The sequence below is a fragment of the Micromonospora sp. BQ11 genome (genome assembly GCF_052068135.1).
Lineage (GTDB): Bacteria > Actinomycetota > Actinomycetes > Mycobacteriales > Micromonosporaceae > Micromonospora.
Map to the genome: position 1 here is coordinate 154,620 of NZ_JBQHDB010000002.1, position 26,139 is coordinate 180,758.

Annotated in this window: 27 protein-coding genes and 1 pseudogene; 9 read left to right on the forward strand and 19 right to left on the reverse strand. The window is 73.9% G+C overall.

Annotated elements, in window-relative coordinates; genetic code table 11:
• Positions 1-17: 17 nt before the first annotated feature.
• Positions 18-821: an indole-3-glycerol phosphate synthase TrpC gene (gene trpC / locus ACTMSW_RS04660; protein WP_441179660.1), complete on the reverse strand. Its 804-nt coding sequence runs from the start codon at positions 819-821 to the stop codon at positions 18-20.
• Positions 822-1,262: 441 nt separating this feature from the next.
• Between trpC and ACTMSW_RS04665 the strand changes: the two genes are divergently transcribed.
• Positions 1,263-1,520, forward strand: coding sequence for a hypothetical protein (locus ACTMSW_RS04665; RefSeq protein ID WP_441179179.1), 258 nt, complete (start codon positions 1,263-1,265; stop codon positions 1,518-1,520).
• A gap of 43 nt (positions 1,521-1,563) precedes the next feature.
• Here ACTMSW_RS04665 and ACTMSW_RS04670 read toward each other — a convergent pair whose 3' ends face one another.
• The 6 genes and pseudogenes from ACTMSW_RS04670 to ACTMSW_RS04695 form a co-directional block, all read right to left on the reverse strand.
• The gene (locus ACTMSW_RS04670; protein ID WP_441179661.1) at positions 1,564-2,115 is read right to left on the reverse strand and encodes a Trp biosynthesis-associated membrane protein; all 552 of its coding nucleotides are present in this window, start codon (positions 2,113-2,115) and stop codon (positions 1,564-1,566) included.
• Between the two features lie 192 nt (positions 2,116-2,307).
• Entirely contained in the window at positions 2,308-3,861 is a 1,554-nt protein-coding gene (locus ACTMSW_RS04675) for an anthranilate synthase component I (RefSeq protein WP_441179180.1), read from the reverse strand.
• On the reverse strand, positions 3,858-4,283 hold the full coding sequence (gene hisI / locus ACTMSW_RS04680) for a phosphoribosyl-AMP cyclohydrolase (RefSeq protein WP_441179663.1): 426 nt from the start codon (positions 4,281-4,283) through the stop codon (positions 3,858-3,860). The genes ACTMSW_RS04675 and hisI overlap by 4 nt, the downstream gene beginning before the upstream one ends.
• Positions 4,284-4,463: 180 nt before the next feature.
• Positions 4,464-4,748, reverse strand: a pseudogene (locus tag ACTMSW_RS04685) (phosphoribosyl-AMP cyclohydrolase); the annotation flags it as partial.
• A 471-nt stretch (positions 4,749-5,219) separates the two neighbouring features.
• Entirely contained in the window at positions 5,220-6,224 is a 1,005-nt protein-coding gene (locus tag ACTMSW_RS04690; protein ID WP_441179181.1) for an aldo/keto reductase, read from the reverse strand.
• Positions 6,218-6,604 (reverse strand): MerR family transcriptional regulator, encoded by a 387-nt coding sequence (locus tag ACTMSW_RS04695; RefSeq protein ID WP_441179664.1) that lies wholly within the window; start codon positions 6,602-6,604, stop codon positions 6,218-6,220. The genes ACTMSW_RS04690 and ACTMSW_RS04695 overlap by 7 nt, the downstream gene beginning before the upstream one ends.
• A 112-nt stretch (positions 6,605-6,716) precedes the next feature.
• Here ACTMSW_RS04695 and ACTMSW_RS04700 point away from each other — a divergent pair, with 112 nt between their 5' ends.
• The 3 genes from ACTMSW_RS04700 to ACTMSW_RS04710 all read left to right on the forward strand — a co-directional run bounded on the left by ACTMSW_RS04700 (position 6,717) and on the right by ACTMSW_RS04710 (position 8,872).
• A complete protein-coding gene (locus ACTMSW_RS04700; protein WP_441179182.1) occupies positions 6,717-7,448 on the forward strand; it encodes an ABC transporter ATP-binding protein in 732 nt (243 codons plus the stop codon).
• Complete coding sequence (locus ACTMSW_RS04705; protein WP_441179183.1) at positions 7,445-8,200, forward strand: ABC transporter permease; 756 nt, start codon at positions 7,445-7,447, stop codon at positions 8,198-8,200. The genes ACTMSW_RS04700 and ACTMSW_RS04705 overlap by 4 nt, the downstream gene beginning before the upstream one ends.
• A gap of 75 nt (positions 8,201-8,275) precedes the next feature.
• A complete protein-coding gene (locus ACTMSW_RS04710) occupies positions 8,276-8,872 on the forward strand; it encodes a TetR/AcrR family transcriptional regulator (protein WP_441179665.1) in 597 nt (198 codons plus the stop codon).
• Between the two features lie 85 nt (positions 8,873-8,957).
• On the opposite strand, the gene ACTMSW_RS04715 is transcribed toward ACTMSW_RS04710, so the two are convergent.
• The 3 genes from ACTMSW_RS04715 to ACTMSW_RS04725 form a co-directional block, all read right to left on the reverse strand.
• Positions 8,958-9,719, reverse strand: a complete 762-nt coding sequence (locus ACTMSW_RS04715) for a DUF2470 domain-containing protein (RefSeq protein WP_441179184.1) — start codon at positions 9,717-9,719, stop codon at positions 8,958-8,960.
• Positions 9,720-9,784: 65 nt separating this feature from the next.
• Positions 9,785-11,560, reverse strand: a complete 1,776-nt coding sequence (locus ACTMSW_RS04720; RefSeq protein ID WP_441179666.1) for an ABC transporter ATP-binding protein — start codon at positions 11,558-11,560, stop codon at positions 9,785-9,787.
• A gap of 238 nt (positions 11,561-11,798) precedes the next feature.
• A complete protein-coding gene (locus ACTMSW_RS04725) occupies positions 11,799-13,685 on the reverse strand; it encodes an ABC transporter ATP-binding protein (RefSeq protein ID WP_441179185.1) in 1,887 nt (628 codons plus the stop codon).
• A 181-nt stretch (positions 13,686-13,866) separates the two neighbouring features.
• Here ACTMSW_RS04725 and ACTMSW_RS04730 point away from each other — a divergent pair, with 181 nt between their 5' ends.
• From ACTMSW_RS04730 to ACTMSW_RS04740, 3 genes are all read left to right on the forward strand, one after another.
• Positions 13,867-14,496: a TIGR03085 family metal-binding protein gene (locus tag ACTMSW_RS04730; RefSeq protein ID WP_441179186.1), complete on the forward strand. Its 630-nt coding sequence runs from the start codon at positions 13,867-13,869 to the stop codon at positions 14,494-14,496.
• A gap of 125 nt (positions 14,497-14,621) precedes the next feature.
• Positions 14,622-15,563, forward strand: coding sequence for a terpene synthase family protein (locus ACTMSW_RS04735; RefSeq protein WP_441179187.1), 942 nt, complete (start codon positions 14,622-14,624; stop codon positions 15,561-15,563).
• A gap of 138 nt (positions 15,564-15,701) precedes the next feature.
• Positions 15,702-17,528, forward strand: a complete 1,827-nt coding sequence (locus ACTMSW_RS04740; RefSeq protein ID WP_441179188.1) for an AMP-dependent synthetase/ligase — start codon at positions 15,702-15,704, stop codon at positions 17,526-17,528.
• A 42-nt stretch (positions 17,529-17,570) separates the two neighbouring features.
• Here the strand turns inward: ACTMSW_RS04740 and ACTMSW_RS04745 are convergent, their stop codons facing one another.
• Both ACTMSW_RS04745 and yczR read right to left on the reverse strand, forming a co-directional pair.
• Entirely contained in the window at positions 17,571-18,875 is a 1,305-nt protein-coding gene (locus ACTMSW_RS04745; protein ID WP_441179189.1) for a low temperature requirement protein A, read from the reverse strand.
• Between the two features lie 32 nt (positions 18,876-18,907).
• Entirely contained in the window at positions 18,908-20,365 is a 1,458-nt protein-coding gene (yczR, locus tag ACTMSW_RS04750; RefSeq protein ID WP_441179190.1) for a MocR-like transcription factor YczR, read from the reverse strand.
• Between the two features lie 58 nt (positions 20,366-20,423).
• Between yczR and yczE the strand changes: the two genes are divergently transcribed.
• Positions 20,424-21,074, forward strand: coding sequence for a membrane protein YczE (gene yczE, locus ACTMSW_RS04755; protein WP_441179191.1), 651 nt, complete (start codon positions 20,424-20,426; stop codon positions 21,072-21,074).
• 118 nt (positions 21,075-21,192) lie between these two features.
• On the forward strand, positions 21,193-21,654 hold the full coding sequence (locus ACTMSW_RS04760; RefSeq protein ID WP_441179192.1) for a hypothetical protein: 462 nt from the start codon (positions 21,193-21,195) through the stop codon (positions 21,652-21,654).
• Positions 21,655-21,717: 63 nt separating this feature from the next.
• Here the strand turns inward: ACTMSW_RS04760 and hisF are convergent, their stop codons facing one another.
• The 7 genes from hisF to ACTMSW_RS04795 all read right to left on the reverse strand — a co-directional run bounded on the left by hisF (position 21,718) and on the right by ACTMSW_RS04795 (position 26,136).
• Positions 21,718-22,485, reverse strand: coding sequence for an imidazole glycerol phosphate synthase subunit HisF (gene hisF, locus ACTMSW_RS04765; RefSeq protein WP_441179193.1), 768 nt, complete (start codon positions 22,483-22,485; stop codon positions 21,718-21,720).
• Between the two features lie 126 nt (positions 22,486-22,611).
• On the reverse strand, positions 22,612-23,610 hold the full coding sequence (locus ACTMSW_RS04770; RefSeq protein WP_441179194.1) for an NADP-dependent oxidoreductase: 999 nt from the start codon (positions 23,608-23,610) through the stop codon (positions 22,612-22,614).
• A gap of 39 nt (positions 23,611-23,649) precedes the next feature.
• On the reverse strand, positions 23,650-24,081 hold the full coding sequence (locus ACTMSW_RS04775; RefSeq protein WP_441179667.1) for an organic hydroperoxide resistance protein: 432 nt from the start codon (positions 24,079-24,081) through the stop codon (positions 23,650-23,652).
• A gap of 5 nt (positions 24,082-24,086) precedes the next feature.
• Complete coding sequence (locus ACTMSW_RS04780) at positions 24,087-24,569, reverse strand: MarR family winged helix-turn-helix transcriptional regulator (RefSeq protein WP_441179195.1); 483 nt, start codon at positions 24,567-24,569, stop codon at positions 24,087-24,089.
• Between the two features lie 115 nt (positions 24,570-24,684).
• Entirely contained in the window at positions 24,685-25,074 is a 390-nt protein-coding gene (locus ACTMSW_RS04785) for a Rid family hydrolase (RefSeq protein WP_441179196.1), read from the reverse strand.
• Positions 25,071-25,796 (reverse strand): bifunctional 1-(5-phosphoribosyl)-5-((5-phosphoribosylamino)methylideneamino)imidazole-4-carboxamide isomerase/phosphoribosylanthranilate isomerase PriA, encoded by a 726-nt coding sequence (priA, locus tag ACTMSW_RS04790; RefSeq protein ID WP_441179197.1) that lies wholly within the window; start codon positions 25,794-25,796, stop codon positions 25,071-25,073. The genes ACTMSW_RS04785 and priA overlap by 4 nt, the downstream gene beginning before the upstream one ends.
• A gap of 16 nt (positions 25,797-25,812) precedes the next feature.
• The gene (locus tag ACTMSW_RS04795; protein WP_441179198.1) at positions 25,813-26,136 is read right to left on the reverse strand and encodes a hypothetical protein; all 324 of its coding nucleotides are present in this window, start codon (positions 26,134-26,136) and stop codon (positions 25,813-25,815) included.
• Positions 26,137-26,139: the final 3 nt, after the last annotated feature.

Sequence of the window (26,139 nt, forward strand, 5' to 3'; positions counted from 1 at the left end):
ACGGACCCCGGCGCGGCTCAGCGCGCGGGGCGGGGCGTCGCCGGGTGGTTGCCGGCGTTGACCAGCTCGGCCACCGCTTCCCGGGGACTCTTCTGGGTGACCAGACCCTCACCCACCAGGACGGCGTCGGCGCCGGCCGAGGCGTACCGGATGAGGTCGTGCGGGCCGCGCACGCCGGACTCGGCGATCTTGACCACCTTGCTGGGCAGGCCGGGCGCGATGCGCTCGAAGACCGAACGGTCGACCTCCAGGGTACGCAGGTCGCGGGCGTTGACCCCGATCACCTGCGCCCCGGCCTCCATGGCCCGGTCGGCCTCCTCCTCGTCGTGCACCTCGACGAGCGCGGTCATGCCGAGCGACTCGATCCGCTCCAGCAGGCCGACCAGCGCGTTCTGTTCGAGGGCGGCGACGATCAGCAGCACCAGGTCGGCGCCGTGCGCCCGGGCCTCGTGCACCTGGTAGCTGGAGACCACGAAGTCCTTGCGGAGCACTGGAACGTTCACGGCGGCGCGGACGGCGGCCAGGTCGTCCAACGAACCGCCGAACCACCGGCCCTCGGTCAGCACGCTGATCGCCCGCGCCCCGCCGGCCGCGTAGTCGCCGGCCAGGTCGGCCGGATCGGCGATCTCGGCCAGCTTCCCCTTGGACGGGGAGGAGCGCTTCACCTCGGCGATCACCGCCACACCCGGCTTGCGCAGGGCCGCGTACGCGTCCAGCGGTGGCGGCGCGGCGGCCGCCAACTCGCGGATCCGCTCCAGCGGAACCAGCTCCTGGCGCCGGGCGACGTCCTCACGTACGCCGGCCAGGATCTCGTCGAGCACGCTTACGGACGCCGCCGGACCGGCCTCGTCCCCCTCAGCGTGCGCATGCTCAGCAGTCACCAGCGGACTCCCCTCTCCGGGTGTCATGGGCCGATGCTAGGCCGCGCCACCTCGGACGGGGTGCCGGGGGTATGGCGCTCCTCACCAATTGGGCTGCGGCATAATGGCCGACTTCCGGTGAGGTCGGAGTCACGCAGCGCCACCACGCCCACCGACGGGCGTCATCTGTCGCGCCACGGCGACGATCGGCGCGGACGCCGGAGACCGCCGTCGATGCTGTGACGTGCCTCAAGGTCGAACGGCCCTTTCCCAGCTCATGGGCTTGGGCGGAGAGTTGACGCGACGGTCACCACACCGAAACCTGAGCCGCCGAGCATCTTTCTCGGGCAGACTCGACGAGGCGTTCGCCCAACCGTCACCGACGATCCTAGCGGGGTGATCATGAGCACTGTTGGCCCGCACGACTCCCTCGGGCTCACCACCATCTCCCGTACCGTCGCGTCGCTCGCGGTCACCGTCGTACACACGGTGGAACGCGCCGTCGTCGGCGAGGCACGCATGCGGACGGCACGCGGCAACGCCTGGGAGGCCGTGTGCGCCGACCGCGCGCGCGCCGACCAGCGCGCCGAACTGGACCGGCTCGTGGCCGAGCTGGCCGCGGCCCGTGCCGCCGCCCGCCGGCGCCAGCCCGTCGGCTGACCCGCGGCCGGCAGGGCCGACGCCGACCCGGCCGGCCCGGCGGTCAGCGCACCGTCGGGTCCTCGCCCCGGTCCAGCGCGTCCCACGCCTCCGTCGTCCGCCGCCCGGTCACCCGGTCCGGCGTCTGCGGGTCGCCGGTCGCGGCCGGCCCGGCGGACGTCGGGCGGCGGGCCGGCCGCTCGTACCGGGCGCCCATCGCCGGCCACCGGTGCCCACGTCGGGCGGTGAGCAGTCCGCCCACCGCGGCGAGAACCCCACCGACCAGACACAGCGCCGGCCACTGCCGGCTCAGCTCGCCGTCGAACGCCGCCACCAGGCCGTAGGCGCCACCGGCCGCCACCGCCGCGCCGAGCAGGCCGAGCAGCGCGCCGAGCGCCCGGCGCAGCCGGCCCCGGGTGGCCAGCACCGCGCCCCCGCCGGCCAGCGTCACCAGGGCCAGCGCCGGGAGCCACGGCAGCAGGTCCGCGCCGGTCGCCGCCTCGCGCACCGGCGGCAGCGGCGTCGGGCGGGGGGTCAGCTCGACCGCCCAGGTACGGGTCGTCGCCCACAGCGCCAGGCCCGCGCCGGCCACGCAGAGCAGCACCGCGTACGCCATCTCGCGCCGGACCGGCACCGGCCGTGCGCCCGCGCCGTCGTCCGGTGTGGATGCCGCCCGGCCGGCGTCCGCGCTCACCGGGCCGACCTTTCGTTCGCGACTGCGGGGCTCCGCTGCGCTGCACTCCTCGCGCTCACCGGGCCGGCCTTTCGTTCGCGACTGCGGGGCTCCGCTGCGCTGCACTCCTCGCGCTCACCGGGCCGGCCGCAGGGTCTCGGCGGCGGCGATCGCGGCGAGCACGGCGGCGGCCTTGTTGCGGGTCTCCTGGTCCTCGGCGGCCGGATCGGAGTCGGCCACCACGCCCGCGCCCGCCTGCACGTAGGCGCGTCCGTTCCGCATCAGGGCGGTCCGGATCGCGATCGCCATGTCGAGGTCCCCGCCGAAACCGAAGTAGCCGACGGTGCCGCCGTAGAGGCCGCGCCGGACCGGCTCCAGCTCCTCGATGATCTCCATCGCCCGGACCTTGGGCGCGCCGGAGAGCGTGCCCGCGGGGAACGTCGCGGCGAGCGCGTCGAAGGCGCTGCGGTCCTGGCGGAGCGTGCCGACGACGGTGGACACGATGTGCATGACGTGGCTGTAGCGCTCGATGGTGGCGAACTCCGGCACCTCGACCGTGCCGGGCCGGCACACCCGCCCCAGGTCGTTGCGGCCCAGGTCGACCAGCATCACGTGCTCGGCCCGCTCCTTGGGGTCGGTGAGCAGCTCGGCGGCGAGCCGGGCGTCGGCCTCCGGGGTGCTTCCGCGCGGGCGGGTGCCGGCGATGGGGTGCAGCAGCGCCCGACGCTCCCCGTCCGCGGCGGTGGTCACCTTCAGGTGGGCCTCCGGCGACGACCCGACGATGTCGAAGCCGTCGAAACGCAGCAGGTACATGTACGGGCTCGGGTTGGTGGTGCGCAGGACCCGGTACACGTCCAGCGGGTCCGCGTGGGTCTCCCGCTCGAAGCGCTGGGCCAGCACGATCTGGAAGCACTCGCCGGCCCGGATGGCCTCCTTGGCCGCCTCGACGGCCTTCGGGTAGCCGCCCTCGGGCGTCCGGCAGACCACGTCACCGGCCGGCGGCCGGTCCACCGTCGAGATCATCGGCGGGATGGGCCGGGACAGGGCCGCGGTCATGGCGTCCAGCCGGCCGACGGCGTGGTGGTACGCGGCGGCGACCAGGGCGTCGCGGTCCGGCTCGCCCGGCGGCGGCAGGACCGCGTTGGCGACCAGGATCGCCGAACCGTCGTAGTGGTCCAGCACCACCAGGTCGGTCGCGAGCATCATGCCCAGCTCCGGCACGCCGAGGTCGTCCTCGGTGAGTTCGGGCAGGCGCTCGAAGCGCCGGACCAGGTCGTAGCCGAGGAAGCCGACCATGCCGCCGGTCAGCGGCGGCAGGTCGGCGCCCGGGTCGGGGGGCGGGCCGGCCAGCGCCGCGACGGTCGCCCGCAGCACCTCGACCGGGTCGCCGGAGGTGGGCAGGCCGGTCGGAGGCTGCCCGGTCCACGTCGCCACACCGTCGGACGCGGTCAGCGTGGCGCTGCTGCGCACCCCGATGAAGGAGTACCGCGACCAGGCCAGACCGGCCGAGCCGACGCCCTGCTCGGCCGACTCCAGCAGGAAGGTGCCCGGCCCGCCGGCGAGCTTGCGGTAGACGCCGACCGGGGTCTCGGCGTCGGCGAGCAGCCGCCGGGTGACCGGCACGACCCGCAGGTCGGCGGCGCGGGCGGCGAAGGCGGCCAGGTCCGGGCTGACGGTGCCGTCGGTCACGACCGCTCCCCACCACTGACCGGCAGTTCCGAGAAGAAGCAGGTGCGGTGCCCGGTGTGGCAGGCCGGGCCGACCTGGTCGACGCTGACCAGCAGCGCGTCGCCGTCGCAGTCCAGGGCGACCGAGCGGACGTACTGGTGGTGGCCGGAGGTGGCGCCCTTGACCCAGTACTCCTTCCGGCTGCGCGACCAGTAGGTGGCGCGACCGGTGGTCAGGGTGCGGTGCAGCGCCTCGTCGTCCATCCAGGCGACCATCAGCACCTCGCCGGAGTCGTGCTGGCGCACCACCGCGGCGACCAGACCGTCCGGGGTACGGCGCAGCCGGTCGGCGACGGCCGGGTCGAGCCGGGAGGGCCGGACCGGGCCGTCCGCCGGCTGCGGGCTGGGGTGGGCGCCGGTCACCGGCGCGTCAGGTACGGGCACAGTGAACGATTGTCCCGCACGCGGCGCGGGCACCGGAGCGGGCTCCCGTCGGGGCCGGGGCGGGCGGGTCACCGGCCGGGTCAGCTGGGTGGCGTAGCGGTCCAGCCGGCCGTCGAGCAGGGCGGCGGCGAAATCCGCGCCGGCCACCTCGGCGACCTCGGCGGCGTACGGGCGGACCAGCGGCAACGTGCCGGTGACCAGCCGGGCGGCGGCGGCGCGGACCTGCCCTGTGGAGGCGGGACGCAGCCCGAGGCAGAGCAGCATGTCGTCGCGGTAGCCGGCCGGTGCCACCGGCAGGGCCAGGGCGGCGGAGAAGGCGGTACGGCGTGAGACCACCCGGACCGAGGGGTTGGCCAGTCGGAGCACGGACGGGCAGAGCCGGGCGAGGTCGGCGGCGGCGAGCCGGAGGCCGGGGTGGTCGTCGGCGTCCCGGGCGCCGGCGACCTTACCCAGCGTGGCGATCATCTCCTCCAGGCGTGGCTCCCCGGCGGGCTGGCAGAGCACCGGCAGGTCGATCCGACGCCGCCAGGCGTCCGTCGCCCAGAGCAGCCGGGCCGGCCCGGCGACCGGCAGCCCGAACGCCCAGTCGGCCGGCTCGCCGAGCCGGGCCAGCCAGGAGCGGACGTCCCGTACGGCCACCGACACGTGCGTCAACCGGCCCGCGTCCTCGGCGAGGTACGCGCGGCGGGCCGCGTACGGGCCGCCGTCGACGAGCACGTCCACGTCGACGTCGCTGTGCGCGGTCGCCGCCCGGCGGGCGTGGCTGCCCCGCAGCAGGACGCCGACGACGGGCCGCTCGGCGGCGCTGCGGAGCCGGGCGGCCCAGTCGTCGAGGAACCCCTGATCCGGTGACGGAGCGTGACCCACGGCGCCATCGTGCCGCACGTCCGTTCGGGGCGCAATGCCCGTTGCCGGACCTGCTGTCCGGTTAGGACGCTAGTGGCCGACGAATCTCATTGCTGCCTCGGGATACCTTTCGCCGGCCGCGGCCCCGGGCGGCACCGCCGCGCTCAGCCGCGCCACCTGATCCGGGCCGAGCCGCAGGTCGGCCGCCGCCGCGTTCTCCTCCAGCCAGCGGACCCGCTTGGTGCCCGGGATCGGAAGGATGTCCTCCCCCTGGGCCAGCAGCCAGGCCAGCGCCGCCTGGGCGGGCGTGCACCCGATCTCCGCCGCCACCGCGCGGACCGCCTCCACCAGCTTCAGGTTGGCCTCCAGGCTGCCGTCGGCGAAGCGCGGCGCGCGGCGTCGCCAGTCGTCGTCGGCGAGCTGGTCCCGGTCCGTGATCGCCCCGGTGAGCAGTCCCCGCCCGACCGGCGAGTACGCCACCAGCGACACCCCCAGCTCCCGGCAGGTCGCCAGCATCTCGCCCTCGACGTCCCGGCTGAACAGCGAGTACTCCATCTGCACCGCCGCGACCGGGTGCACCGCGTGCGCGGCGCGCAGCGTTGCCGGGCTGACCTCGGAGAGGCCCACGAGGCGCACCTTGCCGGCGGTCACCAGCTCGGACATCGCGCCCATCGTCTCCTCGATCGGCGTGGCGGGATCGCGCCGGTGCAGGTAGTACAGGTCGATCGTGTCGATCCCGAGCCGGCTCAGCGACGCGTCACAGGCCGCGCGGGCCCAGGCCGCGCTGCTGTCCACGTACGCGCCGGGGGTCCCGGTGCCGCCGGAACCGGTGCCGCTGGTCCGGTTGCCGAACTTGGTGGCCAGGATGACCTCGTCGCGGCGGGCCCGGACCACCGGCCCGAGCAGCCGCTCGTTCGCGCCCGCGCCGTACATGTCGGCGGTGTCGAGGTGGTTCACACCGAGGTCGAGGGCACGGTGCAGGGTCCGCGTCGACTCGACGTCGTCGCCCGCGCCGTACGCGAAGCTCATGCCCATGCAGCCCAGGCCGACGGCCGAAACCTCCGGTCCGCCCGCACCCACCCGTCGTCTCACCACGCGTTCTCCTCCTCCGCCCGCCGGTAGATGTCGATCTTGTAGTCGAGCACCTTCAGGTCCTCCTCCAGCTCGGCCATCCGACTGAGTACCCGGGCCCGGTGGGCCTCGAAGAGCGCCCGCCGCTCCCGCAGGGTGGCGTCGCCGTGACGGGCCAGTTCCGCGTAGCGGCGCATGTCGCGTACCGGCATCCCGGTGCGGCGCAGCCGCGTGAGCAGGAGCAGCCAGTCCACGTCGCGCCCGGTGTACCGCCGCCGCCCGGCCGAGTCCCGCCCCACCGGGGCCACCAGCCCCTCCTGCTCGTACCAGCGCAGCGTGTAGGTGGTGAGGCCGACCCGCTCGGCCGCCTCGGAGACGGTGAGGGTCGACTCCCGCGTGCTCATGTCCACGGGCGCAAGGCTTCCAGTTCGAGTGCACGCGAAGTCAACCGTTGCGGACCACCCCGTTATTCATCTAGCGTTGAGTTCAACAGGTGATGAGTTTCGGGGAGGTGTCATGGAGGACGCGATCGTCGTCCGCGACCTGGTCGTCGACCGGGGCGGGCGACGGGTGCTGCACGGGATCGACGCGGTGGTGCCGCGCGGGGCGGTCACCGGGCTGCTCGGGCCCAGCGGCAGCGGCAAGACCACGTTGATGCGCGCGGTGGTCGGGGTGCAGGTGGTCACCGCCGGCACGGTCACCGTGCTGGGGCGGCCGGCCGGGTCGCCCGAGCTGCGCCGCCGGGTCGGCTACCTGACCCAGGCGCCGAGTGTGTACGCGGACCTGACGGTCCGGGAGAACGCCCGCTACTTCGCCGCGCTGCACGGCCGGGGTCGGGCCGACGCCGACCGGGCGGTGGCCGACGTCGGTCTCGCGCGCGCCGCCAGCCAACTGGTCGGCACCCTCTCCGGCGGCCAGCGCAGCCGGGCGTCGCTGGCCTGCGCCCTGGTCGCCGAGCCGGAGCTCGTCGTGCTCGACGAGCCGACCGTGGGCCAGGACCCGGTGCTGCGGGCCGACCTGTGGGCGCAGTTCCACGCCATGGCCGCGGCCGGCACCACCCTGCTGGTCTCCAGTCACGTGATGGACGAGGCCGCCCGCTGTGACCGGCTGCTGCTGATCCGCGAGGGGCGGCTGATCGCCGACGACAGCCCCGACGCGATCCGCGCCGCCGCCGGCTCCGACGATTTGGACGAGGCGTTCCTCCGGCTGATCCGCGCCGCCGAGGCCGACGTGGAGGAGAAGTCGTGAACCCCCGGATCCTCGCCGCCACCACCGGGCGCATCCTGCGCCAGCTCCGGCACGACCGGCGCACCCTGGCGCTGCTCGCGGTGGTGCCGTCGGCGCTGCTCACCCTGGTCTACTTCATGTACGTCGACCAGCCCGGCCCGCCCGGCCAGCAGTCGACCTTCGACCGGGTCGCCCCGATCATGCTCGGGATCTTCCCGTTCGTGATCATGTTCCTGGTGACCAGCATCGCGATGCTGCGCGAACGCACCACCGGCACCCTGGAACGGCTGCTCACGACGCCGCTGGGCAAGCTCGACCTGCTCTTCGGCTACGGCCTCGCCTTCGGTCTGGCCGCCGCCGTCCAGGCGGTGATCGCCTCGGCCGTGGCGTACTGGGTCTTCGACCTCGACACCGCCGGCGAGGGTGGCCTGGTGCTGCTGATCGCGGCGCTGAACGCGGCGCTCGCCGTCGCGCTCGGCCTCTTCTGCAGCGCCTTCGCCCGCACCGAGTTCCAGGCCGTACAGTTCATGCCGGTCGTGGTGGTCCCCCAGCTCCTGCTGTGCGGGCTCTTCGTGCCCCGAAGTGAGATGGCCGGCTGGTTGCAGGCGGTCAGCGACGTGCTACCCCTGTCGTACGCCGTGGAGGCGTTGCAGGAGGTCGCCGCCAACGCCGAAGCGACCGGCACGATGTGGCGGGATCTGGCGGTCGTCGCCGGGTCGGCGGTGCTGGCCCTGATGCTCGCCGCCGCGACCCTGCGCCGCCGCAGCGGCTGACGCCGGCGGGGCGCGCGCCGCCGACCACCGGCACGGCCGGCGGCGGGTCAGGACGGGAAGGGACGAATGACGGCGATGGCGCGGCGGACCGGACGGCGACCGGGCAACCCGGACACCCGGGAGGCGATCCTGCGGGCGGCACGCGAGGCGTTCGCGGACCGGGGCTACGACGCCGCCTCGATCCGCGCCATCGCCGCCGCGGCCGGGGTGGACCCGGCGCTGGTGCACCACTACTTCGGCAACAAGGACCAGCTCTTCCTGGCGGCGATGAACGCGCCGCTGAACCCGGGCGAGCTGCTGCCGGCGGTACTCGCCGGGGACCGGGACGGCATCGGCGAGCGGCTGGCGCGGACGTTCCTCGGAGTCTGGGACTCCTCCGCCGGCACCGCCGGGGTGGCCCTGCTGCGCTCGGCGCTGAGCAACGAGTGGACCGCCCGGCTGCTGCGGGAGTTCATCACCACCCAGGTGCTCCGGCGGGTTCTGGAGAACCTCGACGTCGACCCGGCGGAACTGCCCCTGCGCGGCTCGCTGGTGGCCAGCCAGCTCATGGGACTGGCCATGGTCCGGCACGTGGTGAAACTGGAACCGGCCGCCTCCGCCGATCCGGAGCTGCTGGTCGCCGCCGTCGCACCAACCCTCCAGCGCTACCTCACCGCCCCCCTGAAGGTGTAAGGAAGGGCCCCTTATTAACGCCTGGCGTTGTACAAGGGCCCCCTTTTAACACCTCGGAGCGCCGGGAGCGCCGGGAGCACGGGGGTCAGGCGTGTTCGGCGCGGTGCGGGGTGCCGGCGCAGGGGCGCAGCACCGGACGCAGCAGGCGGGCCAGGTCCGCCGGTTCGGCCAGCGGACGCGGGAAGGTCAGCCGGGCGCGGCGACGGGCGGCCGGCCGGCCGTACGCGACGAGCATCCCGTACCGGTCCAGTCGGACCACCTGCGGCGCGGTCCCCGGGCCGCCGTCGGCCAGGCCGAGCTGCCGGCGCAGGTACGTGACCATCCGGTCGGCGTGCTGGTCGGCGAGGTCGGCCAGCAGGCCCCCCTCGGCGGCGTGCAGCGGATCCGGCTCGGCTTCGGCGTACGCCCCGGGGTCGATCCGGCGCACGGCGCCGGCGCGTTCCCAGCGGGCCTCGACCACCTCGAAGCCGAACAGGCGGAACCGGGTGCCGACGTCGAGCAGGTCACCGGTCGGCTCCACGGCCGCGAAGTCCAGCGCGGCGGCGCGGGCCTCGGCCCCGTGCAGCGGGGTGGCCCAGCCGGAGACCCAGGCCCGGCCCAGCGACGGCGCGCCGGCCGACGGGGGCAGGTCCAGTACGTCCAGCACCGTCGGCACGTCGGAGCCGCCGTCGACCGGGCGCAGCGCGGCCGCGAGGTCGCTGACCACGGGTACCAGCAGGAGGACCCGCCCGTCCGGGTCGGTGACGTGTCGGGCGTGGTGCGGGCCGGGCCGGTGCGCCACGTGGACGAGACCGGGCAGCCGGCCGGCGACGAGGGTGCGGACGATCTCCGCGGGGCTGGGTCGCACGCCACGACCTCCTCAGTAGGTTAGGCTCACCTAACTCGGAGCGTAAAGCACCGCGACCGCCGCGTCTACCTGGTCTGTTCCAGCCACGAGGCGTAGAGCAGGCCGTAGATCGACTCCGGGTCACGGACCAACTCGTCGTGCCGGCCGCGCTGCACGATCCGCCCGCGATCCACCACGATCACCTCGTCGGCGGCCTGCGCGGTGGAGAGCCGGTGCGCGATGGCGAGCGTCGTCCGTCCCCGCGTCACCGCGTCGAGGGTGCGCTGCAACCGCACCTCCGTGGCCGGGTCGACCGCGCTGGTCGCCTCGTCCAGTACCAGCAGGTCCGGGTCGGCGACGTACGCCCGGGCCAGCGCGACCAGCTGCCGCTCCCCCACGCTCAACGCCTCGCCGCGCTCCCCCACCGGGGTGTGCAGCCCCGACGGCAGCCCCTCCAGCCAGTCGGCCAGGCCCAGCTCGGTGAAGGCCGTCGTGAGCTGCGCGTCGGTCAGGTCCGGACGGGCGAACCGGACGTTCTCCGCCACCGTCGCGTCGAACAGGAAGCCGTCCTGCGGCACCATGACCACCCGGGACCGCAACGAGGCGAACCGCACCTGGTCCAGCGGCACACCGGACAGCAGCACCGCACCCTCGGTGGGGTCCATCAACCGGGTGACCAGCTTCGCGAAGGTGGTCTTCCCGCTGCCGGTCTCCCCCACGATCGCCACCCGGCTCTTCGCCGGAATCTCGACCTCGATGTCGTGCAGCACCGGCGCGCCGCCCGGATAGGCGAACCGCACCCCGGCGAACCGGATGTCCAGCGGACCGGACGGCAGGTCGCGCCCCTGCGTCCCCGGATCGGCGACGTCCGGCGCGACGTCCAGCACGTCCAGCACCCGACGCCAACCGGCGATCGCGTTCTGCGCCTCGTTGAGCACCTCGGTGGCGATCTGCACCGGCTGGATGAAGAGCGTGACCAGGAACAGGAACGCGGTCACCTCGCCGATGCTGAGACTACGGTCGGCGCCGAGGGTCACCCCGAGCACCACCACACCGGCCAAGGCGACGCCCGCGGCCAACTCACCCACCGAGCTGCCCAGGATGCTGATCCGGATCGCCCTCTGCTGCGCGCGCCGCTGGCTGTCGATCGCCTCGTCGAGCCGGCGGGCGGTGCGCCCGGCGATCCCGTACGCCCGGATCACCGGCGCGCCCACCACGCTCTCCGCGATCGTCCCCAGCAGGGTGCCGGTGCGCTGCCGGACCACCCCGTACGCCCCGGCGAGCCGGCGTTGCAGCGCCCGGATCACGAACACCGCCGGCAGGAACGCGGCGAACACCACCAGGGTCAACTGCCAGGAGTACCAGAACATGACAAGCGACGTCACCACCAGCTGACCGAGGTTGATCAGCAGGATCACGCCGCCCCACTGGAGGAACTGGGTGATCTGGTCGACGTCGCTGGTGACCCGGGAGACCAGCGAGCCGCGCCGTTCGGACTGCTGGTGCAGCATCGACAGGTCGTGCACGTGCCGGAAGGCCCGGACCCGGACGTTGGCCAGCGCGGTCTCGCTGACGGTGAAGAGCCGGCGCATCATCAGGTAGCCGCAGAGCGTGGTCACCACCAGCACGGCGGCGGTGACGGCGACCACCGTCCAGACCACGCCCAGGTCGAGCCCGCCGAGGATGCCCTTGTCGATGCCCTGCTGCACGGCGACCGGCACCGCTGCCCGGCCGACCATGTAGACGAGCGCCAGGCCCAGCGTCCCGGCGAGGCCCACCCGCAGCTCCGGGGAGAGCGCGAGCCCCCGCCGCAGCGTCCGCCAGGTCGTCTCGGCCGGCTCCGTGCGCTCCTTCTCCGGGATCGTGGTGGTGCTGCTCACCGGTCCCGCCTCTCGTTCGCGACTGCGGGGCTCGCAAGCTCACTCCTCGCGCTCACCGGACTGGCCTTTCGTTCGCGACTGCGGGGCTCGCAAGCTCACTCCTCGCGCTCACCGGACTGGCCTTTCGTTCGCGACTGCGGGGCTCGCAAGCTCACTCCTCGCGCTCACCGGACTGGCCTTTCGTTCGCGACTGCGGGGCTCGCAAGCTCACTCCTCGCGCTCACCGGTCCACCTCGATCTCCATGCCCGACGCCAGGGGCGGCGTGACCTCGTCGTCGTACGTGCGCTGCTCGGCCTGCTCGACCTCGGCCTGCTCGTAGGCGGTGACCAGGTCGGCGTAGCCCGCAACGGTGGCGAGCAGCTCGGTGTGCGTACCCCGGGCGATCACCCGCCCCTGCTCCAGGTAGATCACCTCGTCGGCGAGGGCGATGGTCGCCCGCCGGTACGCGACCACCAGGATCGACGCCGCCGGCGCTCCCGCCCCGCCCGCGGACGAGCGCAGCCCGGCCAGGATGGCGGCCTCCACCCGCGGGTCGACGGCGCTGGTCGCGTCGTCGAGCACCAGCAGTCGGGGCCGGCCGGCGATCGCGCGGGCGAGGGTGAGCCGCTGCCGCTGGCCGCCGGAGAGCGAGGTGCCCCGCTCGCCGACCCGCGTGTCCAGGCCCTCGGGGAGAGCGGCGACGAAGCCGTCCGCCTCGGCCAGACGAAGGGCCGCCCAGACCTCCTCGTCGCCGATGCCCGGCCGGTCCAGGGCGATGTTGGCCCGGACGGTGTCGTCGAAGACGAACGGCACCTGGGCGACGAGCGCGGCGGTCCCGGCCAGCGAGGCGGCGGTGAGGTCGCGGACGTCGACGCCGTCGACGCTGACCGAGCCGGCGTGCGGGTCGACCAGTCGGACGGCCAGCGACGCGATGGTGGACTTGCCGGCGCCGGTCGGCCCGACCAGGGCGACGGTCCGGCCGGCCGGAACGGTGAAGGTAACCTCGCCCAGCACCTCGGTGCCGGGCAGGTGCGCCTCGGCCGGCTCGTACGCGAAGTGCACGTCGGAGAAGTCGAGCGTGGCGGGTCGGGGGTCGGCGGGGTCCAGGACGCGCTCGCCGTACGGCATCTCGCCGGTGGCGTCGAGCACCCGGCGCACGCGGTCCCAGCCGGCGACGCTGCGGGGCAGCTCGGCGAGCACCCAGCCGATCGCGCGGACCGGGAAGGCCAGCACGGTGAACAGGAACGCCACGCTGATCAGTTCCGCCACGCTGATCGCGCCCTGCCGCAGCCGGATGGTGCCGACCACCAGCACCGCGAGAGTGCCGAGGCTGGGCAGGGTCTCCAGCATCGGGTCGAAGACCCCGCGGAGGCGGCCCACCGCGACCAGGGCGTCGCGCAGCTCGCGGGCCCGGGCGGCGAAACGGTCGGTCTCCTGCCCCTCCCGGCCCATCGTCTTGACCACCAGTGCGCCGTCGAAGCTCTCGTGGGCGATGCCGCTGACCTCGGCGCGCAGCAGCTGCGCCCGGGCCTGCCGGGGAGCCATCCGCCGGCTGTAGACGACGTTGAGCGCGAACAGCGCCGGGAAGACCGCGAGCCCGACCAGGGCGAGCGCCCAGTCGGTGACGAACAGCGCGCCCACTGCCCCGACCAGCATCACCAGCGTGCCGACGGCGAATGGCAGCGGAGCGATGGGGTACCAGGCCGCCTCCACGTCGGAGTTGGCGTTGGACAGCAGGGTGCCGGTGGCGTTGCGGTGATGCCAGGACAGCGGGAGGTCCAGGTAGCGGCGGGTGACCCGGCGGCGGTAGGCGGCCTGGAGCCGGTACTGCATGTAGCCGGCACCGAGGCGCCGGCCGAAGATGCCCACGACCCGCAGGACGCTGATGCCGAACAGCGTCGCCGCGGCCAGCGCGAGCGCGCCGACCTCCACCGAGCCGCGCTCGATCGCCGGCACCACCACGTCGCCGACCACCCCGCCGACCACGTACGCGCTGCCGATCACCATCAGACCGAAGAGCACGCTGCCGCTCACCGCGACCGCGAAGATCCTCGGCTGCTCCCGGATCGCCTTCCCGAGGACACCAAGCCCTCGGACGAGAACGTCCCGACTTGTCCTGGTCGCCACACTCTCCCCCGCCGTAAGCCGCAATTATCTCTCTCATCCTTACCGCTGCGGGAGCGCTCCGCTGACCCGGTAGCGGTATGTCCACCGTCACGTCCGCGACGGCCGGGCGCCACGCCGCGCAGCCCGCGCCACCCCCGCGCTCCACCGGCGGCGCCGGCCCGGCCGCCCTAGGATCGTGGCCATGCCGCGGTACGCCCGATCGGAGCGCGAGGCGCTCGCCGATCTCTTCGGAACGCTGGGACCGGACGCGCCGACGATCAACGAGGGGTGGGCCACGCGGGACCTGGCCGCGCACCTGGTGCTGCGGGAACGCCGGCCGGACGCCGCCGGCGGGCTCCTGCTGCCCCCGTTGCGCGGGCACGCCGAGCGCGTCCGGCGCCGGCTCGCGGCCCAGCCGTGGGCCCGGCTGGTCGGCCAGGTGCGCCGGCCGCCGGCGTGGAGCCCGGTCAGCAACCGGCTGACCGACGAGCTGGTCAACACGATGGAGTTCTTCATCCACCACGAGGACGTGCGGCGGGCCCGCGCGGGCTGGCTGCCCCGGGACCTGCCCGCCGGGCTGCACCGCGCGCTGTGGAAGCGGGTCGCCCCGCTGGCCCGCCTCGGGCTGCGCCGGATCCCGGCCGACGTCTTCGTGCAGGCGCCCGGGTACGGCGAACTGTCGGTGGGTCGGGGCGGCGAGCCGGTCCGCGTCGTGGGCGCCCCCGGCGAGCTGGCCCTCTTCCTCTCCGGTCGGCAGCGCGTGGCGCGGGTGCAGGTGGCCGGGCCGACGGCCGCGGTGGAACGTCTCCGCGCCGCCGACCTGGGCATGTAACGCACTGTACGTAAGCGGTCACACCGCAACCTCGGACGGCGCCGCCCCACGACTCGATGTTCCGCGCGGCCTCCCGTACGCTGTGCCGCGCCGTCTCGCCCCGGGCGGCGCGACAGGGGGACGCCATGCGAACCTTTGCGATCTCGGCGCTGCACGAGCCCCCCTTCCCTGCGTGTCGGCACGAGGCCACGGACCGGGTGGCCGAGGAGACCCTGGCGTGGGCGCGGCACTTCGGCTTGATCACTAGCGGTCACCGCTTGCGGCGCGCGGACCCCGCCGGCCTGGCCGGGCGGGCCTGCCCGGACGGCCCTGTCGAGCATCTGCGCCTGCTGGCGGACCTGATCTGCTGGCTGTTCGTCATGGACGACGCCTGCGACGAGGACGGCCTCGGTGACGCGCCCACCCGGCTGGCACCGACCGTGGCCGTCCTGCTCGACGTGCTGGACCGCCACGGTGACCCGGCGGCGCAGCTGCCCACCGGCGGCGGGGCACTCGGCGACGCACTGGACGACCTGTGCCGCCGGGTCCGGTCGGCGGGGCACGCCGGGATGCTCCTGCGGTTCGCCAGCCAGACCCGGCAGTACCTCATGGCGCTGCTCTGGGAGGCGGCCAACCGCGAGCACTCCCGCGTCCCCCGGGTGCGGGAGTACGTGCAGATGCGCCGCCACACCGGCGGCGTACCGCTCACCCTCACCCTGACCGACCTGGCCATCGGGGCGGCGGCCGGGCCGGCCCCGCGCGCCGATCCGGCGCTGGCCGCCCTCGACCTGCTCGCCGCGGACCTGATCTGCTGGTGCAACGACGTGTTCTCCTACGGCAAGGAGAACCGCGCCGGTCCGGACGTCCACAACCTGGTCAGCGCCATCGCCGGGGAAACCGGCGGCGACGAGGAGGCGGCGCTGCGGGCGGCGGCCGACCAGTTCAACCTGGCGCTGGCCGCTTACGTGGAGGGCGAGGCGGCTCTCCTGGCGACCGGCGAGGCGGCGGTGCGGCCCGTGCTGCGCGGGCGGCGCCACTGGATCCGGGCCACCTACGACTGGTCCCGCATCGCGGCGCGGTACGCCTGAGTCCGCGTTCCACCTCGCGGGACGACACCCGCGGCGGATCACCCGGGCTAGCCGAGGCCCGGGTGCAGGCAATACTCTTCGGTAACCGATATTGACGTGACGGTGGTCACGTCACCACCCCCGAAGGCGGCTACAGCGATGGCTCTCGATGTACCGTACCGCTCCATCCCTGACATGTTCCTGAAGCGTGTCGCGGCGACTCCCGACGCCCACGCGTTCGCCCACCCGGCCCCCGACGACTCCGGGCCGGTCTGGTTGACCTGGGAGCAGGTGGCCCACCGCGCCAAGGCGATCGCCGCCGGGCTGCACGGGCTCGGCGTCGGTCAGGAGGATCCGGTGGCGATCCTGGCGAACACCCGGCTCGACTGGGTGCTCGCCGACCTCGGCATCATGTGCGCCGGCGGCGCGACCACGACGGTCTACCCGACCACGGAGCCGGAGGACGCGACCTACATCATCGCGGACTCGGGCTCCCGGGTGCTGTTCGCCGAGAACCCGGCCCAGGCCAGGAAGATCGCGGGCGCGGACCTGCCCCGGCTCACCCACGTGGTGCTCCTCGACGGCGCGGCCGACCCCACGGCGTCCGTCCCCCAGCTGACCCTCGCCGAGCTGGAGGAGCAGGGCGCCCGGGCCCTCGCCGCCGAACCGGACCTGATCGACATGCTGGTCGCCGGGATCGGTCCGGACCACCTGGCCACCCTGATCTACACCTCCGGCACCACCGGCCGCCCCAAGGGCGTCGAGCTGCTGCACGGCGGCTGGTGCTGGGAGGGCGTCGTCCAGGCCCAGACCAGCCTGCTGCGCAGCGGCGACCTGCACTACCTCTGGCTGCCGCTGTCGCACTCGTTCGGCAAGACGCTGATCTGCGGCAGCATCCACGTCGGCCTGCCGACGTACGTCGACGGGAGGGTGGACAGGCTCGTCGACATGCTCGGCGTGGTGAAGCCGACGCTGATGTGCGGCGCGCCCCGGGTGTTCGAGAAGGTCTACAACAAGGCGGTCACCACCGCCCAGGGCGCCGGTGGCGCGAAGGCGAAGATCTTCGCCTGGGGCGTTGCCGTCGGCAAGGAGAAGGTCACCCTGGAGCAGGCCGGCAAGCCGGTCCCCGCCGGGTTGAAGCTCAAGTACGCGGTCGCCGAGAAGCTGGTGTTCAGCAAGCTTCAGGCCCGCCTCGGCGGTCGGATCCGGGTGCTCGTCTCCGGCGCCGCCCCGCTCAGCCCCGAGATCGCCACCTTCTTCGCCGCCGCCAACCTGCCCATCTCCGAGGGCTACGGCCTCACCGAGACCAGCGCCGGCAACTTCGTCAACCGGCCGGGCGGGCTGCGCATCGGCACCGTCGGTCAGGCGATGGGCGACCTGGAGTGCCGGATCGACACCGACGGCGAGATCCTGCTCAGGGGTCGCCCGGTGATGCGCGGCTACCACAACCTGCCGGAGGAGACCGCCGCCGCCTTCACCGAGGACGGCTTCTTCCGCACTGGTGACATCGGCAGCCTGGACGACGACGGCTACCTGCGGATCACCGACCGCAAGAAGGACCTGGTCAAGACCTCGGGCGGCAAGTACATCGCGCCGTCGCACATCGAGGGCATGTTCAAGGCGACCTGCCCGTACACCTCGCAGGCCGTGGTGATCGGCCAGGCGCGCAACTACTGCACCATGCTGGTCACCCTCGACCCGGACGCCATCAAGGGCTGGGCCGCCGGGACGCCGCTGGAGGGTCGCAGCTACGCCGAGATCGCCTCCTCGCCCGAGGCGCAAACCATGGTCGAGGAGTACGTGGCGCAGCTCAACGCCAAGCTCAACCGGTGGGAGACGATCAAGAAGGTCACCATCCTGCCGCGCGACCTCACCATCGAGGACGGCGAGATCACCCCGTCGCTCAAGATCAAGCGCCGGGGCGTGGAGAGCAACTTCGCGACCGAGATCGACAAGATGTACGCCGGGACGCTCGCCGAGCTGTGAGCACGCCGTCGTGGCCCCGCCCGTGACGGCGGGGCCACGGCGTCACAGGTGCTCACCCCGCCACCGGGTCTGCTCGACCTCGGCGGCGACCTGCTCCTCGCGCGCCACCTGCCGGACGTGGCGCCGGCGTGGCGTGTCGACGAGCGTCTGGACGCCGGTGGCCACGGCCAGGGCGAGCGCGAGCACGGCCAGGGCGATCAACTCCGGTGACCCGTGCGCGATCGGCACCAGAAGGGCCAGCACCGCCACCACCGCGACCGACGGCCAGCGCACCGTACCCAGCGCACGCCGGCCGAGCGCCACCAGCGTGAGCAGGTAGAGGGCGGCCCCGCCGTAGAGGAAGAAGAACTCGAAGGCCTCGAGCGGCTCACCCCACCGGGGGGTGGCCGGGTCGGCCGCCTCGGCCAGATGGCCCTTGAGGCCGAGCGCGAACAGGATGATCCCCGCGATCAGCGGCAGGTGCAGGTACGTGTAGACGTCGCGGGCCAGCCGGGGCCGGGCGACCGGGTCCCGGGTGCGGTGCAGCGCCTGCTCCATGGCCGGGGCGAGCGTGTCGAAGTACGACCACCAGAACGACGCGACGACCACGATGCCGAGCACCCCGGCCGAGACCACCGGCCAGGTCAGGGTCAGGCCCGTGTCGTAAGCGGGGCCGATCCCGAGAGCGATGATCGATTCCCCCAGCGCGACGAGGATGATCAGGGCGTGCCGCTCGGCCAGATGCCCGGCCGACACCACCACCCACCCGGTGCTCCACCGCACCAGCCCGGCACCGTACTCGACGGTCAACGCCGCGATCCACAGCCCGAGACGCACGCCGACCTCCACATCCTCGTCGGCGAGCCGTTGCGGCACCAGGGCGGCGCTGGCGATCAGGACGGTCGCGACGACGAGCGGGAGCAGCCAGTGGCGGAGCAACCGCGGGTCGGCGCGGACCACCCACCCGAGGACCCCCACCTGGGAGGCGCGGACCAGGAAGTAGCACGCGGCGAAGACCAGCGGGCCGGGCAGCCCGCCGGGCCGGTCGACGAACGCCTGGGGCATGCCCACCGCGAGTACGAAGAGGGCCGCGGTGGTGAGGAACCCGACCAGCGGCACGATGCCCTGGTCGGTCCGGACCACGTTGCCGAGCGCGGCGAAGCCGGTCCAGCACCACCAGAGCAGGGCCAGCACCACCAGGCACTGGACCAGCCCACGGACGGTGGGGTGGGTGGCGGTCAACGTCGTGACGGTGAGGAACGCGAAGACGAAGACCAGGTCGTAGAAGAGTTCGAGACGGGTCACCCGGGACCCGGGCGCGCTCGGCCGGATCCAGCGCGACCACCGCACGTTCCCCGAGCCCTCCACCGGGGAAGTCTCCCAGTCCGGACAGGGCCGGGTCAGGCGATGACGGCGGGTTCCCGCCACCGGGGGCGCGCGGCCCGGTCCAGGTCGTAGCGGACCGCGGCGATGCGTCCCACCGCCTCGACCAGGTCGGCGGCGGGCAGGGTGAACGGCAGACGCAGGAACCGCTCCAGCGTCCCGTCCAGCCCGAACCGGGGACCGGGCGCCAGGCGTACGCCGACCTCCTCGGCGGCACGGGCCAGCGCGCTGGAGATCGGACCGTCCAGCTCGGCCCAGAGGGTCACGCCGCCGTGCGGGACGGTCACCCGCCACTCCGGCAGGCGCTCGGCGAGCGCCGCGAGCAGCGCGTCGCGCTGCACGGTGAGCTGAGCCCGGCGGGCGGCGACGATGGCCGCGGCCTCGTCGAGCAGATGCACCGCGACGAGCTGGTCCAGCACCGGGCTCGCCATGTCGACACCCACCCGGGCGGCGGCGAGCCGCTGAACCTGCGGGGCGGAGGCGCGGATCCAGCCGATCCGCAAGCCGCCCCAGAAGGGCTTGCTCATCCCGCCCACGGTGACGACCCGGGAGTGCCGGTCGAAGCTGGCGGTGGGCGGTGGCACCACGGTGCCGTCCAGCGGCAGGTCCACGAACGACTCGTCGACGACCAGGTCGGTGCCGACCGCGTGGGCCGTGGCGACCACCCGTTCGCGTAGCTCCGCCGGCATCAGGTGACCGGTCGGGTTCTGGAAGTCGGGGATCAGGTAGGCGAGCTTGGGCCGGACCTGGCGGAGGCTGCCGAGCAGCAGGTCGGCGTCCCAGCCGGGCTCGGTGACCGACAGGCCGTGGGTGGTGATCCGGGCCCGTCGGGCGGCGAGGGCGGCCAGCGCGTTCGGGTAGCTGGGTGCTTCGACGAGCACGGTGCCACCCGGACTGTGCGCGAGCCGGAGGACCAGGTCCAGGGCGTGCTGGGTGCCGTTGGTGACCATGATCTGCTCCGGCGAGGTGGGCAGGCCCCGCTCGTCGTACGCGTGGGCCACCGCCTCCCGCAGTTCGCTGATCCCGGTCGGGTGGTAGCCGGCACCGCCCAGGTAGCGCGGCAGGTCCTCGGCGGCGGCGCGGGCGGCGGGCAGCAGTTCCGGTGGGGCGGCGAGCGCGGCGACGCCCAGGTCGATCATGTCGCGGTCGTCGGAGGGGGTCCACAGGCCGGTGCTGGCCATCCGGTGGTTGCCGGGCAGCATGGTCCAACTACCCGCGCCCCGGCGGCTGGCCAGGTGGCCGCTCTCCCGCAGTTCCCGGTAGGCGGCGGTGACGGTGGTCCGGCTGATCCGCAGCGCCTCCGCCAACTCCCGCTCGGCCGGCAGCCGTACGCCCAGCGGCAGGCGTCCGTCGGCCAGCAGGCCTCGGACGGCACCGGCGAGGGCGGCGTAGTCGGGACTGCGCCGCCGACCGGGAAGTGCATGCCACTGCCCGAGCAGCCGTGCCAATTGCGCGCCGCGCACCTGGCTTGTCATGCCACCCCTCCCGTATTGGCCTCTCCTGAACTGCTAATTGGCCCCTAGAGTGGCATGCGTGAGACTGATTGGCAATCTCCGGCACCGGCCGGCACGGCGACTGACCCAGCTCTACGCGGGCCTCGTCCTCTACGGCGTCAGCATGGCCCTGATGATCGAGTCCGGGCTCGGCCTCAACCCCTGGGACGTTCTTCACGAGGGCATCTCGAAACGGACGGGCCTCACCTTCGGCACGGTGTCGATCCTCGTCGGTGCCGCGGTGCTGCTGCTGTGGATCCCGCTGCGCCAGCGCCCCGGCCTCGGCACGATCAGCAACGTCTTCGTGATCGGGCTGGCGGTGGACGCGAGTCTGGCCCTGCTGCCGCCGGGCGCTCCGCTCCCGGTACGGATCGGGCTGCTGGTCGCCGGCATCGTCGGCAACGGCGTGGCCACCGCCCTCTACCTCGGCGCGAGGCTCGGCCCCGGCCCGCGCGACGGCCTGATGACGGGGTTCGTCGCCCGTCGGCCCGGGTGGTCGATCCGAGTGGTACGCACCGTCATCGAGGTCGCCGTGCTCGCCCTCGGCGCGCTGCTCGGCGGGACGGTCGGGATCGGCACGGTCGCCTACGCGCTCGCCATCGGGCCGCTGACCCAGTTCTTCCTGCCCCACGTCACCGTGCCCGAGCCGACCGCACCCCCCGCGCGCCCGGCCCCGATCCCGGCCGTCTGAGACCCGGCGCCGCGGCGGCACCGTCGTAACAGGACGGTGCGTGTCCGGACGGTCGGCGGTGCGTCGCGGCGTCGACTCAGGTGTTCCCTTCCACCGCCCCGCCCGGCAGAATCCCCACATGGGGGAGAACGGATGGCGTTGGAGCGACGCCTGGATCTTCGTCTCGCTGGTGATCGCGAGCGGTGCCGGACGACACCGGCGGGCCGCGTCCAGCCGTCGACCCGAGGGTGTACGTCTCACCGACGTGCTCTCCACCGCCGACCACCTCAACCAGGCGATCCCGGAGCGCCACGAGGTGGAGCACGCGGTTCGTCGGCTCGTCGGGGCGGGGTTGGTGAGCGTGACCGACGGTTGGTTCCGGATCACACCGGACGGTGAACGGCTCTGGCGTACCCGCCCGAACGCCGGCCTGGCCACCACCGTCGACACCGTGCAGAGCGCGTTGAGCCGCCGGCACATCCCGGGCAGCGCGGAATGGCACCTCGACGAGGCCGACCACGCGGCGGCCGTGCAGGAGTACGCGGTGCGCTCGATCCCGTCCCCCCGACGCTCCCCGGAGAACGGGCCCGGGTCCGGCTGAGCGGCCCCGGGGTGTCCGCGCCCGCGACCGTACCGCCGCCGGGAGGCCGCCCGGCGCGGACCGTCAGCGGACCGGGTGGCCCGCCCCGCGCAGCGCGTCCTTGACCTGTCCGACGGACAACTCGCCGAAGTGGAAGACGCTCGCCGCGAGCACCGCATCCGCGCCGGCGGCGATCGCCGGCGGGAAGTGGGCGACCTCGCCGGCTCCGCCGCTGGCCACCACCGGGACGTCCACCACCCGGCGCACCGCGCCGATCAGGTCGAGGTCGAAGCCGGCCTTGGTGCCGTCGGCGTCCATCGAGTTGAGCAGGATCTCGCCGGCGCCCAGCTCGGCGCCGCGCCGCGCCCACTCGACCGCGTCCAGGCCGGTGCCCCGGCGGCCACCGTGGGTCGTGACCTCGAACCCGCTGGGCGTGGTGCCGGCGGGCGCGCGACGGACGTCCAGCGAGAGCACCAGCACCTGCCGGCCGAACCGGTCGGCGATCTCGGCGATCAGTTCCGGTCGGGCGATCGCGGCCGTGTTCACGCCGACCTTGTCGGCGCCGGCCCGCAGCAGGGTGTCGACGTCGGCGACCCGCCGGACGCCACCGCCCACGGTCAGCGGGATGAAGACCGACTCCGCGGTGCGGCGGACCACGTCGAGCATGGTCCCCCGGTCACTGGAGGACGCGGTGACGTCGAGGAAGGTCAACTCGTCCGCGCCCGCGCGGTCGTACGCCGCGGCCAGCTCCACCGGATCACCGGCGTCGCGCAGGTCGAGGAAGTTGACCCCCTTGACCACCCGACCGTCGTCCACGTCGAGACACGGGATCACCCGAACCGCCACCGTCATGCCGTGAGCCTATCCAATCGGGAGGCGGCGGCGACCGGCCCGTGAGGCCGGCCACCGCCGCGTGGCGCCGTGTTAACGGGGGACCCTTCCTCTACCGCAGGCGTTAAGGAGGGGCCCTTCCTTCCGCTACAGCCGGACGAGCATCTTGCCGAGGTTCTCGCCGCGCAGCAGGCCGAGGAACGCCTCCGGGGCGTTGGAGATGCCGTCGACGATCGTCTCGTCGTACGAGATGCTGCCGTCGCGCAGCCAGCCCGCCATGTCCTGGACGAACTGGGCCCGCAGGCCACCGTGGTCGCCGACCAGGAAGCCGCGCAGGGTCAGCCGCTTGCCGATGACCAGCGCCAGGTTGCGCGGCGCGGCCGGCGGCTCGGTGGCGTTGTACTGGGCGATCATGCCGCAGATGGCGGCCCGACCGTGCAGGCGCATCGAGGAGATCGCCGCCTCCAGGTGGTCGCCGCCGACGTTGTCGAAGTACACGTCGATCCCGTCCGGGGCGGCGGTCTTCAGCGACTCGCGGACCGGCCGGTCGTGGTAGTCGAACGCGGCGTCGAAGCCGAGCGCCTTCAGCCGCTCGACCTTCGCCGCCGAGCCGGCGCTGCCCACGACGCGCGCGGCGCCCTTGAGCTTGGCGATCTGCCCGACCAGGCTGCCCACCGAGCCGGCGGCGGCGGAGACGAAGACCGTCTCCCCCGCCTTCATGCCGGCGACGTCCAGCAGACCGGCGTACGCGGTGAGGCCGGTCATGCCGAGCACGCTCAGGTACGCGCTGACCGGCGCCAGCGTCGGGTCGACCTTGCGGGCGGCCTTCGCGTCGAGCAGCGCGTACTCCCGCCAGCCGAGCCCGTGCAGCACGGTGTCGCCGGGCGCGAGCCCGTCGGCCTCGCTCGCCACCACCTCACCGACGGCGCCGCCGTCGAGCGGGGCGTCGAGGGCGAACGGCGGCACGTACGACTTGACGTCGTTCATCCGCCCCCGCATGTACGGGTCGACCGACATGAACCGGTTGCGGACCAGGACCTGCCCGGGACCCGGCGTCGGCACCTCCGTCTCGACGAGCCGGAAGGTGTCCGCGGTCGGCCAGCCCTGCGGGCGGGCGGCCAGGTGGATCTCACGGTTGGTGCTCACGGTGTCGTCCTTTCGTCGCGCGATCTCCGGGTGCGGCGCTCAGGCCGCCAGGGCCTCGCGGACGGTGCGGGCGACCTCGACGTTGCCACGGGTCGCGTTCGAGTAGGGGCAGACCTGGTGGGCCTGCTCGACGATCTGCTCGGCGGCCGTCCGCTCCACGGCGGGCAGGTCGACCACGAGGGCCACGGTCAGCCCGAAGCCACCGCTGCCGTTGGGGCCGATGCCGACCTCGGCCTCGACGACCGAGCCGGTCACGTCGACCTTGGCCTTGCGCGCGACGAGCCGCAGCGCCGAGTGGAAGCAGGCCGCGTAGCCGGCGGCGAAGAGCTGCTCCGGGTTCGCGGCACCGCCGGCGCCACCCATCTCCTTCGGCACGGCCAGGTCGAGCGCGACCGTGCCGTCGGAGGTGCTGACGTGGCCGTCGCGGCCGTCGCCGGTGGCCCGGGCGGAGGCGGTGTAGAGCACCTGCATGATCGTCACTGCTCCTTCTGTCGGTGGATCGTGTCGGTGACCCGGATGAGGGTGTCGCGGAGGGCGAACAGCTCGTCGGCGGTCAACCCGGTCGCCCGGGCCACGCACGCCGGCACGTCGTCCATCCGCTCCCGCAGGGCCCGCCCCTCGGCGGTCAGCCCCACCTCCACCCGTCGCTCGTCGCGCACGGACCGCCGCCGGACCACCAGGCCCGCCGCCTCCAGCCGCTTGAGCAGCGGGGAGAGCGTGCCGGAGTCCAACCGCAGGGCCGCGCCGAGCTCGGAGACGGTGGCACCGTCGGCCTCCCGTGTCCGCGCGTCGTCCCCGCTGTCGCGTGCGTCGCGCTCCCACAGGACCAGCAGCACCAGGTACTGCGGGTAGGTGAGCCCGAACCCGTCGAGGACGGGCCGGTACACGTCGGTGAGGGCGCGCGACGCCGCGTAGAGCGCGAAGCACACCTGCCGGCGCAGTACCAGATCATCGGTCACGACGAGAAACGTAGTACGCAATCAAGTTGTGCACAACCTTTCTGCCGAGGGATCAGTCGTGACCCATGCCACGGTCTCCCGGCAGCCGAGGCCGGCGGACCGCCGGCCCGACCCCTCAGCGGTCGCCGAGGTACGCCTCGAGCTCGACCTCGACCAGGTGGTCGGGGTCGAGCAGGCCGGCGACCACCACCATGGTGGCCACCGGGCGGACCGCGCCGAGGACCGCGTTGTGCGCCCGGCCGACCTCGTCGGCGTACGTGCGGTCGGTCACGTACAGCCGGGTCCGCACCACGTCGCCGGGCCCCGCGCCGACCTCCGCGAGCGCGGCCAGGGCGATCCGCAACGCCTGGGCGGTCTGCGCCGCCGCGTCCCCGACGTGGGTCACCACGCCGTCGACGGTGGACGTGCAGCCGGCCGTGACCGCGCGGTCGCCGGCCCGGACGACCCGCGCGTAGCCGTACACCGACTCCCACGGGCCGCCCGAGCCGAGCCGGGTGACGGTCACGCCTTGGCCAGGGTTTCCAGCGCCTCGGCCACGGTGAACGCGCCGGCGTAGAGCGCCTTGCCGGCGATCACACCCTCCACACCCACCGGCTCCAGGGCCGCCAGCGCCCGCAGGTCGTCCAGGGTGGAGACACCGCCGGAGGCGATCACCGGCGCGTCGGTGCGGGCGCACACCTCGCCCAGCAGGTCCAGGTTGGGCCCCCGCATGGTGCCGTCCTTGGTGATGTCGGTGACCACGTACCGCGAGGCGCCGGCCTTGTCCAACCGGTCCAGCACCTCCCACAGGTCACCGCCGTCGCGGGTCCAGCCCCGGGCGGAGAGCGTACGACCCCGCACGTCCAGCCCGATCGCCACGCGGTCGCCGTACTCGCCGCAGACCCGGTCGCACCAGACCGGGTCCTCCAGGGCCGCGGTGCCGATGTTCACCCGCGCGGCGCCGGTGCCGAGGGCGGCGCGCAGCGACTCGTCGTCCCGGATGCCGCCGGACAACTCGACCTTGACATCGAGCTGCCGGACCACCTCGGCGAGCAGGTGGGCGTTGGAGCCCCGGCCGAACGCCGCGTCCAGGTCCACCAGGTGGATCCACTCCGCGCCGTCGCGCTGCCAGGCGAGCGCCGCCTCCACCGGGTCACCGTAGCTGGTCTCGCTGCCGGCGGCGCCCTGGACGAGGCGGACGGCCTGCCCGTCGGCGACGTCCACGGCGGGCAACAGGGTGAGGGTCACGTCTCTTCTCCTCGGTTCACGTACGACGGTCCAGTGCGATCACCACGATCGCCGGCAGTACGAGCAGCAGCAGCGCGATCAGACCGATCCGCAGGGCCAGGTCGGGCACCAGCGACCAGATCAGGAACGCCGCCGCCAGGGTCAGCAGCACGATCACGGCCCGCTCGCCGCGACTGTGCCGGTAGAGCCGGCCGGTCCGACCGCGCCGCAGGGTGGGCGTCATCCGGCGGACCAGCGCCCGACGGCGGGCACGGCGGGCCACCTGCCGATCGCGCACGACCCGCTGCCGGGCCGCCTCGGCCTCGCGCACCGCCCGCCGGCGGGCCCGTTCCTTGCTCACCGC

Bases quoted from the DNA above. Each gene is read 5' to 3' on its own strand.
- ACTMSW_RS04700 (WP_441179182.1), top strand. From the start codon at position 6,717: ATGGAGGACGCGATCGTCGTCCGCGACCTGGTCGTCGACCGGGGCGGG.
- ACTMSW_RS04730 (WP_441179186.1), top strand. From the start codon at position 13,867: ATGCCGCGGTACGCCCGATCGGAGCGCGAGGCGCTCGCCGATCTCTTC.
- ACTMSW_RS04670 (WP_441179661.1), bottom strand. From the start codon at position 2,115: ATGGCGTACGCGGTGCTGCTCTGCGTGGCCGGCGCGGGCCTGGCGCTG.
- ACTMSW_RS04760 (WP_441179192.1), top strand. From the start codon at position 21,193: ATGGGGGAGAACGGATGGCGTTGGAGCGACGCCTGGATCTTCGTCTCG.
- ACTMSW_RS04665 (WP_441179179.1), top strand. From the start codon at position 1,263: ATGAGCACTGTTGGCCCGCACGACTCCCTCGGGCTCACCACCATCTCC.
- ACTMSW_RS04740 (WP_441179188.1), top strand. From the start codon at position 15,702: ATGGCTCTCGATGTACCGTACCGCTCCATCCCTGACATGTTCCTGAAG.
- hisF (WP_441179193.1), bottom strand. From the start codon at position 22,485: ATGACGGTGGCGGTTCGGGTGATCCCGTGTCTCGACGTGGACGACGGT.
- yczR (WP_441179190.1), bottom strand. From the start codon at position 20,365: ATGACAAGCCAGGTGCGCGGCGCGCAATTGGCACGGCTGCTCGGGCAG.
- ACTMSW_RS04695 (WP_441179664.1), bottom strand. From the start codon at position 6,604: ATGAGCACGCGGGAGTCGACCCTCACCGTCTCCGAGGCGGCCGAGCGG.
- ACTMSW_RS04735 (WP_441179187.1), top strand. From the start codon at position 14,622: ATGCGAACCTTTGCGATCTCGGCGCTGCACGAGCCCCCCTTCCCTGCG.
- ACTMSW_RS04710 (WP_441179665.1), top strand. From the start codon at position 8,276: ATGGCGCGGCGGACCGGACGGCGACCGGGCAACCCGGACACCCGGGAG.
- ACTMSW_RS04775 (WP_441179667.1), bottom strand. From the start codon at position 24,081: ATGCAGGTGCTCTACACCGCCTCCGCCCGGGCCACCGGCGACGGCCGC.